We start from the raw sequence: 14,183 nt of genomic DNA on the forward strand, positions 1-14,183 counted from the left end.
CAGGAGTCAGGAGGTAAATATTTATTTCTTCCCATCTCCCCATCTTTACTGTCACCTACTACACACCTACTACAATTGCCGAGTTTTCCACAAATAGCTAGATAACCAATTTGTGAGGATATGAGCTATTATTGGCACTAACAAGTTGCCACTCAATAGGGCGCTATATCCCAAGATGATCCCGATAATTGTTGCCCAAATTACATAAGGCCATTGTTCGGCACCACTGAGGTGTAAAACTCCAAAACAAAGGCTGGTAACAAGAACGGCTACATGATCCGCACCTAAAGCTGGTAGCATGACACCGCGAAATAACAATTCTTCACTTAACCCAGGTAATAACCCTAGCCAGATCAAATCTGGTAACACTAAAGGCTTGAGTACAAGTTCTAGGTAATAATCTGCGCTTTTACGATAGCGAGGGGAAAAGCGATAAGCTAAACCACTGAAAACAGTAATAATTATCCCTAATCCTACTCCTAAAAATAAATCTTGAGGATACCAATACAACTTAAACAGGGGAAAGTTACCAAAGCGCAACCACAGCTTGGCGGCTATCCATAAAATAATCGCTGTCGCACCCATAGCTACTAATACTTGAGTGCGTGAGAGTTGAGGAATTTCTGGTTCTTGTTTTTGTTGTTCAACCACAGGCGTTTCAATAATGGGGACTGGGGACTGGTGACTGGGGACTGGGGATTGGGGATTGGGGATTGGGGATTGGGGATTGGGGATTGGGGATTGGGGACTGGGGGCTGGGGATTGGGTAAAATTCATCAACTCCTGCCTTTTGCCTTTTGCCTTTTGCCTTTTGCCTATTCTCTGACTAATGACCAAGGATTAATACCTGCTTTGTGAGCGACTAATATACCTACTGCTTCTACATAAGAGTTTACCTGTATAGATTTGATTCCTAACGCTGGGGCTGGAACTTGGATTAAAGTTTTATTTTCTGCAACTGTAATTATTTGGCATTGCTTCTGGCTTAAACTCAATAAAGTGCTGCTACCACAAGCGTTTGCAGGTACTATAACAGCATCAACTTGATCTGCCCAGATATCTGCTGGTAAAGAATTGATCAATTCTCTGTTGACGATAAACTGGGGAGCGCGGCTTAAACCGACAAGGACGCATGGTAAAAAAGTATAACCTAATTCTTCGGCGGCGGAACGGGGGGATAAATGGGGATCTGGGGATGCTGCGGCCAGGGCGGGAGCATGGGCGCAAGGAATTTGAAAGTTTCGCACTAATAGATGGCTAATTACGGCTTCTGCACCTGCTAGGGGGTCTACTCCTTGACCATGACGGTAATTTTGCGTTGCTTGTTCATCTATATTATCGGGGAAACGGGCAACAACTGCGATCGCCTCTGCTTGCTCTTTTTTAATCAATATTTTCGCTGCTCGCAATAAACTATCTGGGTTGCCAATTGTTCCCCAACTTGCGCCAGATGATGACATACGTAATTCTACGTTTAATGGGGCATCGGTAATTACATGATTTGTAATATTTAATCCTAATGTGGCTCTGGCTGCATCTGCGGCTTGTAGGTGTCGCAGCATTAATTCTGGTTCTATTCCTTGGTCTAAAAGTAAACCTACTCGGTTACTATGCACAGGTCGTAAACCCCATTCCCCATCGGCAAATTTATCCAAACCATATCCTTCCACATAGAAGGAGTTAGGAATATTCCAGTATAAACTTGCTCCGTTGAGGACGTTGGGATGAGTAATTAGGCGATCGCATACTTGTGATATAACTCTAGCTACAGGTAATGCATCACCGGCATAACCGCCAATGGCTGCACCAATGCCGGTTGGGATAATTAAAATTGCTGTATATGGGCGTTGCATCATGGCAGTATAAATTATATTATGCCTACGGCACGCTGCACGTTAACGAAGTTCCTCTGAAAGAGGCACGCGCAAAGGCATAAAGTAGCAAAGGCGCAAAGTTGCAAATTTTTAATTTCTTTTATGCTCATTTAGCAACGCCTTAGTTTTGAGGATTTAGCAATTATTCAGCATTTCCTGTAGTTACTACAGCTTCTACTGTGGCTTTTTTCTGTGCTGTATCAACAGAAGTAACAGCCCAGCGCAGGGGTTCACCTTGTTTTTTCAGTTCAGCTTCAATGGCTTTTTGTAATTCTGTGGGTGTTTCTTGTAAGTCGATTTCGGCAGTAATAAAATGAGTAGTCATGATGGTAAAATCTATAGTATGGGTGATTTCTAGAATACAGCTATTTTTTGATAATTGGTAATTGGTGATTGAGAAAAATTGATTACCCATTACGTAAGTATTCAGCTATAGCAATCGTTCATACCCAGATCCCCGACTTCACCAGATCAATTTATCATTTATGGACACAATAAATAAAAGAAGTCGGGGATCTTAATGCCTTACCTGAATTCTTACCCCATTACCCATTAGCCAATTTACTAATCTTTACCAAATTGCTTCTGATAAACTATGTCTTCTTTTTCTGTCTCAACTTTTAAATCAGAACGGGGTTTAGCTACACAAAGTAAGACATAACCTTGTTTTTGCAATTCTGTACTTACACCCATACCATCAGTTTGGTCTACAGTTCCATAAATAAGCTGACCAGCACAAGTAGTACAAACACCAGCACCACAAGAAGTTGGCAAATCTAAACCAGCTTTTTGAGCAACTGAGAGGATAGTTTCGGTATCGGGAACTTGTAAGGTATAAGTTGTACCTTGGTGGTCAATTTCAACGGTGTAAGTGTTAGACATATATAACAGCAGAGTCTTCCAACGGATCAATTAAATGATTTATTTTATCTGATAATATACTATTTTTACAAACGATTATACAATTTTGGATCTTAACTTTTGGATTTCAAATCAGTTTCTAGGTCTAGATTGGTGTCAATTTATGATATTACTGTTGATTACAAATCCTGATGATGATGAGTCTTGACTCCTAAAAATCACCATTTCATTACCAACAACTGGACTACGTGCAATTAACCTATTTTGAGAATCAACAAGTTGTAAATGAGTGAAATCTAGTTCTTGAGAACGTTGTAATATATCCGCTGCTAATTGTTGTTGTTGAGATGATTCTAGAGTGTACCAATCATCACTAATTGTAATTATTAAATCACTGCTACGCAAATTGGCTTTAATAGATTTTATCAGGTTAGCAGAAATATTTTTATCTCCGTTAGACTTTAAGGGAACAGTAATTTCCCCCAGTTGATTTTCAATAGACGCAATTAAAGCTTGTTCTGGTGTTAGTTCTGGTTCTGGTGTGGGTATTGGTTGCGGTTCTGGGATTATTTCTGGTTCTGGTATTATTTCTGTTGTGGGTATTGGTTGCGGTTCTGGGATTATTTCTGGTTCTGGTGTGGGTATTGCTTCTGGTAGTGTAGTTAAACTGGGTGTAAGTATAGGAACTTCCTCCACTGGGGGAAGAATTGCTACCTCAATAGGTTTAGAAGTAAATATAAATGTAGATGTCCCAACTATTACCACTGCAACTACAACTAGAATTCCCGTTAAAACTGAATCTGATATATTATTAGAAACATTTGATGGTAAAAACAAGCGTAATGTCTGCAAAAATCTATCCCATCCCAATAAAAGCCTTTCTAAAAAATTAGGCTTTTTCTCAGTAGTAGGTGGTGGTGCTGTCTCTAGTTTGACTACAGTATTTTCTAAAACCCCAATTGTTCCCCGCAAAAATTGAATAATTGTTACTTTCCAAATTGGTGGAGTTTTCTGGTAGGGTGGTGGGGAAGGTGGCATTGTTTGCTCATTCTTTGGTTTCCGTCGTTTGTCTTGTGACATGGAACTTTTGCTCAGATTAATGAATCAATGTCAGGAGTCAGTAGAGGTGTTCCGGGGAACGTCTCTTGAGAATTCATAATGCTTTCTATTGTGCTATTTATTGAAGTTATTGATTTTTGAAACTTAACCACCATTAATTAAAATGTGATATGTAAGTATTCAGCTATAGCACTTGTTGATACCCATAACCCCGACTTCACCAGATCAATTTATCGTTTATGGAGATAATAAATAAAAAGAAGTCGGGGATTTTATCCTCACCTGAATTCTTGCTGTGCTATGACACTGCCTACCTTAATTTACTTAGATTATTATTATATTAATTGAATCATTTAACGTGAATTTTTTGTTACATTCAAGACTAAAAATAACAAATTAAAAATATAATTAAGAAAGAGTTAAGCCCTGAAACTGAGTAGAGTGGGTGGAAGAACAGATGAAAAATCAATTGCCTTCTCAACAAGCAGTGTATCAAGGCGACCTGCTCAGTCACATCACTGAGCGCATTTCTCAAACCTTAGAACTGCCAGATCTTTTAGCGACAACTGCGGCAGAAATACGTAGCTTTTTAAGTATAGATAGAGTTAAAATTTATCGTTTTGAAGTTGATGGTAGTGGTGAAGTAGTTGCCGAATCCATAAATGCAGACCGCCTACCTTCCTTACTAGGATTACACTTTCCCGCCAGCGATATTCCACCGCAAGCAAGAGAAATGTTAATTACAGCCCGTCAGCGGATAATTGTAGACGTGGCATCTGAGCGAAAAACCACCAGCCGGATCAAATCACCAGGATATCTAGAAATTCATAAACAGGAAGATATTCGCTACAAACCAGTAGATACTTGTCACCTGCAATATTTGAAAACAATGGGTGTGGCAGCTTCCCTATCCATGCCAATTTTGTACCAAAATCACCTGTGGGGTTTAATGGTAGCACACCATAGCCAGCCTAGACCCTTTACAGAACAAGAATTACAGATTACACAACTTTTAGTAGACCAATTATTAATTGCGATCGCTCAATCAAACCTATTTACACAAGCCCGACAACAAGCACTGCAAGAAACAGCTATTAGCCAAATTAAAAACTGGCTGGGTGCTTCCTTAGACAAAGAAGAAATCCGGCAATCAGTCCTCAAACACATTGTCACCACCTTGGGTGCTAATGGAGGTAGACTCTACATCAGAGCGGATATGGCTGAACGTCCAGCGCAGACATACATTTGGGGAGAACAACCAAATCATAACTTAATTGAAGAGAGCAATGTTTGGCAAAACTTAATGGGATGGCAGGGTGTACTAGCATTCAGTCATCGGCAACCTTCAGAAGTCATGAGAACCTGGGAAAAAACCGAGTGTTCCATCAATCAACCTGGTGCAGTCTATTCCTACAGCATCGCTGACTTCTACCAAGATACCCGACTCAAAGCCCTAGTTACTGCTTTTGAAAATACTCAAATCAAATCCTTGCTGATTGTACCCTTGCAATATCAGCAGCAGTATTTAGGTTGCTTAACACTTTTCCGCCCGGAGATTGAGACAGAAACCTTATGGGCAGGACGTTCTCACCCCGATGATCGCAATTTACGCCCCCGTGAGTCCTTTGCAGCTTGGCGAGAAATCAAAACCGGACAGGTACAACCTTGGAGTGCAAGCGAAATCAAATTAGCTCAATCCTTTGGACTACATTTGTATATTGCCGTCATGCAGCAACGGGTAGAAAATTTGCTGCGCCATCACACCTCCTGCGATCTCCTCACAGGCTTACCAAATCGGCTATTATTTGACGAACTGCTGGCTTTGTCACTGGTGAATATTCACCAACGGGGGGGAATGTTAGCAGTGCTATGTTTAGATTTGGATCGATTCAAAAGAATTAATGATAGTTTAGGTCATGCAGTAGGGGATTTGCTCTTGCAAACCGTAGCCGAACGCATCAAAACTTGTTTGCGACCAGAAGATACAGTAGCTCGTTGGGGAGATGACGAGTTTACCTTACTCCTACCACACATTAACTGTGCCGATGATGCTACCAAAATTGCTGAAAAGCTATTAGATGTCATTGCCCAACCCTTACAAATAGATAAACAAGAACTGCATATCAGCGCCAGTATTGGTATTGCCCTAGCACCCTACGACGGCGAAGAAGCCGAAACCCTCCTCAAACACGCAGATACTACTCTTAACCGCGCCAAACAACAGGGAAAAAATAATTACCTGCTGTATACAGCTACCATGAACGCCACCTCTTTCGAGCGATTGGTGTTAGGGAATAACCTTTATAAAGCCCTGGGTAGACAAGAATTACTCCTGCACTACCAACCGCAAATAGACTTAAAAACTGGTCAAATTACAGGCATGGAAGCCTTACTGCGTTGGCATCATCCAGATATGGGGCTAATTTCCCCAGCCCAATTTATCCCCATCGCCGAAGAAACTGGATTGATCTGTGATATTGGTGAGTGGGTATTGCGCTCTGCTTGTATTCAAAATCGCCTCTGGCAGTTAGCTGGACTCCCACCGCTACGGGTGGCGGTTAATCTTTCTGCTCGTCAGTTCCAGCAACCCAACTTGGTGAAAACCATTACCCAGATTTTACAGGAAACTCAACTAGAACCCCAATATCTAGAACTGGAAATTACGGAAAGTCTGTTAATGCAAGATGTGGATTTTACTGTTGCGGCTTTGCGAGAACTCCAGGCTTTAGGAATTCACATTTCTATGGATGATTTCGGGACTGGTTATTCTTCCCTGAGTTTGCTGATGTATTTTCCTCTGAGTAGTTTGAAAATAGACCAGTCTTTCATCCGCAACTTAACCAAAAGTTCCAGCAACGCCGCAATTATCACTTCTGTAATTTCCCTGGGACATGGACTTAATTTAACTTTGGTGGCTGAAGGAGTAGAAACTTTAGAAGAATTAGAATTTTTGCGTCTGGCTAACTGTGATACCGTCCAAGGCTTTCTATTAAGTAAACCCCTGAGTGGGGAAGCCGCTACCAAATTTCTCTTGGAAAAATTCCCCCCAAATACCAAACATCTTCTTAGTCCTAGTGTTGACTCTCCTCCCGTTAATCCCGTCCCCAGCAACGAAACGCAGCGGTTAGCCGCACTCAAAAAATATCAAATTCTGGATACTCCCGACGATGCAACCTTTGATGATATCACCCGCTTGGCGGCAAGGATGTGTCAAACTCCCATTGCTTTTATCAGTTTAATAGATGAAGAAAGACAATGGTTTAAGTCTAAACTGGGGTTAAATATTACGGAAACTCCGAGAGCGATCGCATTTTGCGCCCACACCATCTGTCAAAATGATTTTTTAATCGTCCCTGATGCTTTAGCTGATCCGCGATTTGCAACTAATCCTCTAGTAACATCTCATCCCAAATTGCGTTTTTATGCCGGTGCGCCCTTGGTGACAAATGATGGTTTTGTCTTGGGTACTCTCTGTGTTGCAGATTATATACCCAGGGAATTAAACCCGGAACAGCAAGAGACACTACAAATTCTGGCTATTCAAGTCATGAATAAGTTGGAATTGCACCGGCACCAAATTGAAAAATGCCATTTAAAACAGCAGTTAGATGACGCTCATGAATTGGAAGGACGGCAACAAGAATTAGCAAAAACAATCACCGGATACCAGCAAAAAGAAAAGGAATTACTTGAGCGCCTCAATTTAGCCCAGTTAGCTTCTCATATCGCCAATATTGTCGGTCAACATCAAAAGTTATCGGCGCTGTTGCAAAAGTGTACAGCAATCCTGACGCAATATTTGGATATTGCCTATGCCGGCATTTGGTTGCAAAATCCAGTCAGCAAGACTATGGATTTAGCAGCTAGTGCCGGATCATCTGTATATTTTTATGCGGTTGATTCCTCTCATCGTCTTCCTATCAGTGAGTTTAAAGTAAGTTGGATTGCTCAAAACTCTCAGTTATTCCAGACTAATCAGATACTCAACGAATCAGATTTGAGGGATAGGGAATGGTTACAGCGAGAACAGTTACAGGCTTTTGCTGGCTACCCTTTAGTGATAGATGATTCTGTAGTCGGGGTGATGACAGTATTTAGCCGTCAACCGCTATCCCAGGGGTCTATAGCTCAATTAGCTGCTATTGCTAATGATATTGCCCGTTGTGTAGAACACAAACACACGGAGGAGTTAGTGAGACTACAAAATCAACGGGAAAGATTAGTAGCCAGTATTACTCAACGCATCCTTCAGTCTTTGGATCTCGATGAGATTATGAATACGACTGTGAAGGAAGTACGGCAATTTTTGCACACTGACCGCGTAATTATTTACCGCTTTAAACCAGACTGGACTGGTGTGGTAGCAATGGAATCTGTGGCCAATGGCTTTAAGCCAATTCTCCGTAGTTTGATTGATGAGCCATGCTTTAGAAATGTTTATGTGCCTCAGTATCGCCAAGGACGGGTGCGAGCGATTGATGATATTTATACTGCCGGGATTAATAAATGCCATTTGGATTTACTGGCTGAGTTTCAGGTTAGAGCTAATTTGGTAGTACCGATTGTTCAAGGTGAAGAGTTATGGGGGCTACTAATTGCCCATCATTGCAGTGGTCCGCGTCATTGGCGACAACTGGAAGTTAGCTTGTTGAGTCAGTTGGCTACTCAGGTGGCGATCGCTATTAAACAATCTGAATTATATCAACAGGTGCAACGTCAGGCGACAGTCGATGGCTTAACCCAAATTTCTAACCGTCGCCGCTTTGATGAATACTTCCATGAAGTTTGGCAGCAGATGGAAGATATACAAGCACCTCTATCAATCATTCTCTGCGATATCGATTTTTTCAAATTTTACAATGATACTTATGGACATCCGGCTGGTGATGATTGTTTGCGCCAAGTTGCTGCTGCTATCAACAAAGCCGGAAATCGTCCTGATGATTTAGTGGCTCGTTATGGCGGTGAAGAGTTTGTAATTGTGCTACCTAATACCTCTGCATTAGGGGCGCTGCAAGTAGCAGAACGCATTCGCTTTGAGGTGAAAGCTTTACAAATTACTCACGAAAAGTCTCTTGTTAGTCAGTATGTGACTCTCAGTTTAGGAGTTGCTAGTATTATTCCCGATGCTAATTCTTGTCCTGCGGCTTTAATTACTGCTGCTGATGAGGCTCTTTATCTGGCTAAAGCTCAAGGACGTGATTGTTTACGGTTGTATTGAGTGCGGTATTTTTACCCATCCCAACCTCACCTCAACAGCTTATATTGATATTAATTTGTGGATAATGGGGTCAAGTCATAATTTTGACTCATGTTGATGAGTTTTTCTTTGATTTGCGATCGCACGGTTTCCGGTGAAACTACAATACAATCAGAGGAATATTGCATGATTTCTCTGATAAACCAAAATGTATTTGATACGCTCCTAATTACTCGCTTCACTTTTGGTTTATCTGGTATCCATTCCACTTTTTTATCTTCTGGTTTAGTTTGATAGGCAAAAGCTAAGTTGTTTAATAGGTGCATTTCCACATCTATTTGATCTAAGTTATTAAGCCATTTTCCCGTAGTTTCCGTAACTGCCGCTTCATTAATTCTGTCTAAACGGAAACACCAGTTATGTTTTAATTCTGGGACATCATGATTATCTCTTGTTTCTTGACACCAGCAATCAAGATATTGACGCTTTTCATGGAGAGCAATTTTTGCATATCTAATTGTAAAATTAAATACTTGTTCGGAAGCATCTTGATAAGCCAGTTGAAATGGCTGTTGACGCAAAATATAGTGATCTAGTTGTAACCGCCAAGATGAGGGAGAATTATTGAGAAAAGCTTCAATTTCCTTGCGTAAAGGTACGGATAATTCACTACGCTCAAGTAACAAATTGGCGATGATTTCCGCTTGTTCAATTTGTCCAATGTCTGTTAATGCAGCTATACAACGATGTAAGGCACGGATACGGGAATCTTGCCAGTCATGATTTTTACCAACAATTAACTGACGTTGAGCTATGGCTTTGATGAGTTTGGAGATATTGGGATCTTCTCCCCACATCATACCGAATTCGAGAGCGATCGCTTCTAGTTCGGCTTTGTCCCGTTCTGATACTGACAGGGTAATAGATTGACCTTTGCGACTCATTTTGTACGGACACTTTATACTTGTTTTCTCTTGTCAACTTTTATTTTCAATGTCATTATAGATTTTAGCAACGAGTTACGGACAGTTTTTAAATCAATAACCGAATATAGAATAGTAAAAAGGGGTAAATAGGGAGCAGGAATAATGAACGAACAAATATTACTAGAAAGAATCACATTTAACCCCCAAATTTTTGGCGGTAAACCAATAATTCGTGGTCGTCGTCTAGCTGTTGAACATATTTTAGGAATGTTAGCAGCAGGAGATACTATCGAAACTTTATTGGAAGCATATCCCTGGTTAGAACGGGAAGATGTACAAGCCTGTTTAATCTATGCACGGAGATTAGTTGGTCATGAAAGAGTTGAACCTTTATTGATAGAGTCTCCAAGATGAAAATACTGCTAGATACTAGCATTGTTATATAAAACGAGGTCATAAAAGCAAAACTATGTCAGAATATCTACAATTTTTAGGACTAGAAGATCAATCAATTTTAACTCTATTTATTGAAGAGGTTGCAAATAAAGGACTTCAACAATACCAACAAATAATTCAATGGGGAGGACATCAGGGACAATCACTCTACAATCATGTTGTATCAGGTGTTTTTCTAATTCACTCTTTGGAAAAAATCCTTCAACTATCTACAGAGGAATTAAAAGTTTTAACTATTGCTTTTTGTATTCATGATTTAAACAAAAGCTATGGAGGTACAGAAACAAGCTACGGTAAAATTGCAGTACCAGAGAATGTAGTCAAAGAAATCGAAAAAATTGGATATGATAGCTTTTTCTCGGATTGGCGTGATTATGTTGAAGACATTACAGAAATAATTCGTGGTCATTCGGGACATAACAGTGTTCGTGGAGATTCTTTAGATAGACGTTCCGATAATACACAGCTTAGTAAAGCAAGACTTATAGAACTATGTAAAATTATTCGTGCTGCGGATGTTGCTGATTTATCTCAGGGATATTCGGAACGCAAACATAAACAAGATTTTTTGAGTCATATCAATAGTTTTACTCAACGACAATATTGTTTAATAGCACATCAAGTATCAGAGCAACGAGGAATTTTTACGAATATTATCCATAATCAGGTAGCAGATTTTTTAGCTACAAAATTTCAAGCTTCACCAGTATTTTTGTACCCACAAGGTACTCATTATTTAGTCCCTGTGAATAAAAACTTGAATTTAGAAGAAAGTGACATTGTGAAGATAGGTCAATTAGTTGAACAAAAAATTATACAAATGAAGTCTGAGGAATGGAGTAAGTTTATTGAAAATGGGAATCAAGGTATAAAAATAAAACAAGAAATACTTAAATTGGGAATTTCATATTCAGAAATTTTCGGACACATTAATACGTTAATTCAGAAAAAGCAATATAAATTAGATGAAAAAGAAAAAGAATTACGAAAAAAAATGCTGGAAAAAAACTCCGAATCAGCAATTCAATATTGGATAGACCAGTCACGAATCATGCCAAATAGCCAGGATATGATGCGCTTAGGTGAACTGTTAAAGACTTTTTATATTTTTCTAAGTGATCACTGTAAAAAGTTAATGCCAGGAGTAAATAAAGGCAAAAATGACCCTTGGTTATACCTTTATCAAATATTAGATATTAAAGACTATGAACAATATGAACCTTTAGATGCAAGGTATGATAGAGCCTATGTAATAGCAAAACTTTGTACTTTAATTTATGACGAATTATTAGTTCTTATCATAGATAAATCTAATCAATTATTACCCATAAAAGAAGAAGAAAAAACAGCTAATATATCAAATATTCAAATCAGCCCCATAACCTCTTATGTCACGAATAATATTACATTTGATTTTTGTGCTTTTTCAAACACGAAATTTATTGATTACCTAAGTCAATACTGCCAGAGAAATCATCAACAGTCTTGTTATGCCAGTTCTCCATATCCTTCTTCAAAATGGGAGTCTGGTTATGTACCTAAAGGTATTAAAGTACAACAATTTTCTAATCGTCTAACGGGAGGAAGTCAAAGTGAACCTAAAAGATATATTGATCCAATTGTTCAACAGCAATTTTCTATTGAAAAATTAAACTATAAATCTGGAGGAGATAAATTTTTATATTTACACATCATGCCATATTCGTTTATGACTGCTCCCTTTATTGAAAGTATGAAAAGTATTTTTCAAAAGTTAAGGACAGAAGATACATCAGCAATTAGTCTTTCTTTAAAGGAATGTATGGATTTTTTTAATAAACACCAATATTATGTACTTCCTATCAAGAGAGGGAATACTAATGGTATTTTAGTTCCTAATTTTTCAGAGGTAATTGGTAATGTAATCTCTCTTCCTGTAAGTATGATAGGAGATAATAAAACAGAAAAATACCTAAATACTATCGAATACGTTCTCATGATTCATAAACATTTTGGAGTGAAAGTTTTGTTAAGTGAATCTTCAATTCCTATTTTAAACCTAACTGAATACAGCGAAATTGATATTTTTTTAGATGGAGTACCTTCAAGCTTGCGTGGATTGATTCCGTCTGAAAAAATACGTTTTCGACGTAACTGCGATAAAGAAGCTAGAGATACGGGGGATATTTTGTGGGAAAGACTTTTAGGGATTCGTGGAATGTATGATCTATTATGGACTGATTCTAAAGAAAACGAATTAGTAGCTATGGCTACATCATTTACGCGATCAGAAAATCACATCTTTTTTGTAGTTGACCGTTTAATTGAGAAAAAGGCACAGTTTATGAGTAAGAAAAATAAGCAGAAAAAAATAGACAAGGATAGTGTTGCATTAAGATTAACTAAACAACTCAAAGACCACATGGAACGAATTAATAGTGTTAGGAGTTATGTATGAGTTCAGAAAATCTGATTGTATCTGAAGTTCTCAAGGAGTTAGCTAAAATAGGCTGGAAAGCAAAAATCAAAGGTAAAGCACTTGTTAGAAGTTCCTTGATGATGCCGTTAAATAAGATATTTGATAAGTTAAGACGGCAACAACAAATACCTGATCTAGAAACACTTAGAGCAGCTACAATTACAGAAATATTTACATATTTGGAACGCACTGCTAATCCTAATTTTCGACCTCCAGGTAGAGAAAAGCGTGAGCAAGTAGAGCTATTTGTAGATCTTTTTTTTAACAAAATACTCTACAAAATTTATCAAGGTAAACTTACACGTTTAATGATAGACGAAAAAGATATCAAAGCTGCTTACCTGTTTTATATCAGAAATGAAATTACACCAAAAGAAGAAAAAGAGGAGTCTGAATGATGAGTATTTTGACAAATGGAAAATACGCTAATTTTTTACTGGATCGTTATCATGAATATCCTCAAGGAAAATATGTTAATTTAATTTTGATTCGGAAAACAGAATCAGAAGCTATTTTCCGCACAGAAGGAAGTGGAGAACCTTTATGCCGCGAGTTTGTTAATGCTGGGTTACAAAAATGTAAAACTGACCCAATTCAAAGAGTTGTCATTACAAAAAGAAAGCAAACCGCAGTTGAAAGACGTACAGGTAGAGAGGATTTACGTAAGCAAAATTTACTGTGTCTGACTGATGATGGTGCTATACATCCAGATTCAATAGATGGCTATATCTACGGTTATGCCGTTGGACAAGGTGGCGCACAAAAGTCTCGTGTCATCACAGAAGATGCGTTTTCTGTTTTAACTACTAGTCAGGTTGTAGATACTCGTACATCTAATGCTCTTTTTGAAACAGGAACAATGCGAGATGCTCAGGGAAAACAATCAGAAAGTTTATTTAATAGTGAGTATGTACGTCCCGAAACTCATTTTTTAGACATTGAAACCCTCAAAGATGTTACACCTGATGAATTGTTCTATGTCTTGGGTAATATTCTACGTAGTAGTCGCTATGGTGCTGTTTCTTCCCGAATTGGAAAAGTAAAAAATACTGTTGCTCAAGTTGTTTTCAGCGATACTGAAATATTTAGTACATTGGAACTAACTCAGCACGTCTATGATGCTTTACTTGGAAACGATAAAGACACAGAATTAGATTTTCCTTTAGCAGATGATCAACTACTAGCAACGGTCAAAAATTCATCTGAAGAATTAATAAAACAAATAATTGGTCAGTATGAACTAATGACAGATACCGACCAAAATTCATTAATTGAAGAGGTCAGGAATATTTACCGAAAACCAGCCGAGTTCCTACAGCGTCTTGCTAACTCATATAAAGGAGGTTGAC

General features: G+C 38.6%; 11 protein-coding genes. 5 read left to right on the forward strand and 6 right to left on the reverse strand.

From position 1 onward, the window contains the following. Positions 1–69: 69 nt before the first annotated feature. The 5 genes from VB694_RS00395 to VB694_RS00415 all read right to left on the reverse strand — a co-directional run bounded on the left by VB694_RS00395 (position 70) and on the right by VB694_RS00415 (position 3,815). A complete protein-coding gene (locus tag VB694_RS00395; RefSeq protein ID WP_323358533.1) occupies positions 70–651 on the reverse strand; it encodes a CPBP family intramembrane glutamic endopeptidase in 582 nt (193 codons plus the stop codon). Positions 652–815: 164 nt separating this feature from the next. Continuing rightward, a complete protein-coding gene (locus VB694_RS00400; RefSeq protein WP_323358534.1) occupies positions 816–1,853 on the reverse strand; it encodes a DUF3326 domain-containing protein in 1,038 nt (345 codons plus the stop codon). Between the two features lie 163 nt (positions 1,854–2,016). Next, on the reverse strand, positions 2,017–2,199 hold the full coding sequence (locus tag VB694_RS00405) for a hypothetical protein (RefSeq protein ID WP_323358535.1): 183 nt from the start codon (positions 2,197–2,199) through the stop codon (positions 2,017–2,019). 239 nt (positions 2,200–2,438) lie between these two features. Then, positions 2,439–2,756: a 2Fe-2S iron-sulfur cluster-binding protein gene (locus VB694_RS00410; RefSeq protein WP_323358333.1), complete on the reverse strand. Its 318-nt coding sequence runs from the start codon at positions 2,754–2,756 to the stop codon at positions 2,439–2,441. 135 nt (positions 2,757–2,891) lie between these two features. Beyond that, the gene (locus VB694_RS00415; protein WP_323358334.1) at positions 2,892–3,815 is read right to left on the reverse strand and encodes a hypothetical protein; all 924 of its coding nucleotides are present in this window, start codon (positions 3,813–3,815) and stop codon (positions 2,892–2,894) included. Between the two features lie 436 nt (positions 3,816–4,251). On the opposite strand from VB694_RS00415, the gene VB694_RS00420 reads away from it, so the two are divergent. Next, positions 4,252–9,015, forward strand: coding sequence for a diguanylate cyclase domain-containing protein (locus VB694_RS00420; protein WP_323358335.1), 4,764 nt, complete (start codon positions 4,252–4,254; stop codon positions 9,013–9,015). Positions 9,016–9,065: 50 nt separating this feature from the next. Here the strand turns inward: VB694_RS00420 and VB694_RS00425 are convergent, their stop codons facing one another. After that, the gene (locus tag VB694_RS00425; RefSeq protein ID WP_323358336.1) at positions 9,066–9,938 is read right to left on the reverse strand and encodes a WYL domain-containing protein; all 873 of its coding nucleotides are present in this window, start codon (positions 9,936–9,938) and stop codon (positions 9,066–9,068) included. Between the two features lie 144 nt (positions 9,939–10,082). Here VB694_RS00425 and VB694_RS00430 point away from each other — a divergent pair, with 144 nt between their 5' ends. Genes VB694_RS00430 through cas7d form a run of 4 tightly spaced genes read left to right on the forward strand, consistent with a single transcriptional unit; the run spans position 10,083 to position 14,182 of the window. Beyond that, positions 10,083–10,334 carry a DUF433 domain-containing protein gene (locus tag VB694_RS00430; RefSeq protein WP_323358337.1) on the forward strand — a complete coding sequence of 84 codons (252 nt, stop codon included), beginning with the start codon at positions 10,083–10,085 and terminating at the stop codon, positions 10,332–10,334. A 55-nt stretch (positions 10,335–10,389) separates the two neighbouring features. Then, positions 10,390–12,813, forward strand: coding sequence for a type I-D CRISPR-associated protein Cas10d/Csc3 (gene cas10d / locus VB694_RS00435; protein WP_323358338.1), 2,424 nt, complete (start codon positions 10,390–10,392; stop codon positions 12,811–12,813). Next, the gene (locus tag VB694_RS00440) at positions 12,810–13,232 is read left to right on the forward strand and encodes a hypothetical protein (protein WP_323358339.1); all 423 of its coding nucleotides are present in this window, start codon (positions 12,810–12,812) and stop codon (positions 13,230–13,232) included. Before cas10d ends, VB694_RS00440 begins: the two co-directional genes overlap by 4 nt. Further along, on the forward strand, positions 13,229–14,182 hold the full coding sequence (cas7d, locus tag VB694_RS00445) for a type I-D CRISPR-associated protein Cas7/Csc2 (protein ID WP_323358340.1): 954 nt from the start codon (positions 13,229–13,231) through the stop codon (positions 14,180–14,182). The genes VB694_RS00440 and cas7d overlap by 4 nt, the downstream gene beginning before the upstream one ends. Position 14,183 lies beyond the last annotated feature (1 nt).

This window comes from Anabaena sp. UHCC 0451, from assembly GCF_034931405.1.
GTDB lineage: Bacteria > Cyanobacteriota > Cyanobacteriia > Cyanobacteriales > Nostocaceae > RDYJ01.

Bases quoted from the DNA above. Each gene is read 5' to 3' on its own strand.
- VB694_RS00400 (WP_323358534.1), bottom strand. From the start codon at position 1,853: ATGCAACGCCCATATACAGCAATTTTAATTATCCCAACCGGCATTGGT.
- VB694_RS00405 (WP_323358535.1), bottom strand. From the start codon at position 2,199: ATGACTACTCATTTTATTACTGCCGAAATCGACTTACAAGAAACACCC.
- VB694_RS00410 (WP_323358333.1), bottom strand. From the start codon at position 2,756: ATGTCTAACACTTACACCGTTGAAATTGACCACCAAGGTACAACTTAT.
- VB694_RS00415 (WP_323358334.1), bottom strand. From the start codon at position 3,815: ATGTCACAAGACAAACGACGGAAACCAAAGAATGAGCAAACAATGCCA.
- VB694_RS00420 (WP_323358335.1), top strand. From the start codon at position 4,252: ATGAAAAATCAATTGCCTTCTCAACAAGCAGTGTATCAAGGCGACCTG.
- VB694_RS00425 (WP_323358336.1), bottom strand. From the start codon at position 9,938: ATGAGTCGCAAAGGTCAATCTATTACCCTGTCAGTATCAGAACGGGAC.
- VB694_RS00430 (WP_323358337.1), top strand. From the start codon at position 10,083: ATGAACGAACAAATATTACTAGAAAGAATCACATTTAACCCCCAAATT.
- cas10d (WP_323358338.1), top strand. From the start codon at position 10,390: ATGTCAGAATATCTACAATTTTTAGGACTAGAAGATCAATCAATTTTA.
- VB694_RS00440 (WP_323358339.1), top strand. From the start codon at position 12,810: ATGAGTTCAGAAAATCTGATTGTATCTGAAGTTCTCAAGGAGTTAGCT.
- cas7d (WP_323358340.1), top strand. From the start codon at position 13,229: ATGATGAGTATTTTGACAAATGGAAAATACGCTAATTTTTTACTGGAT.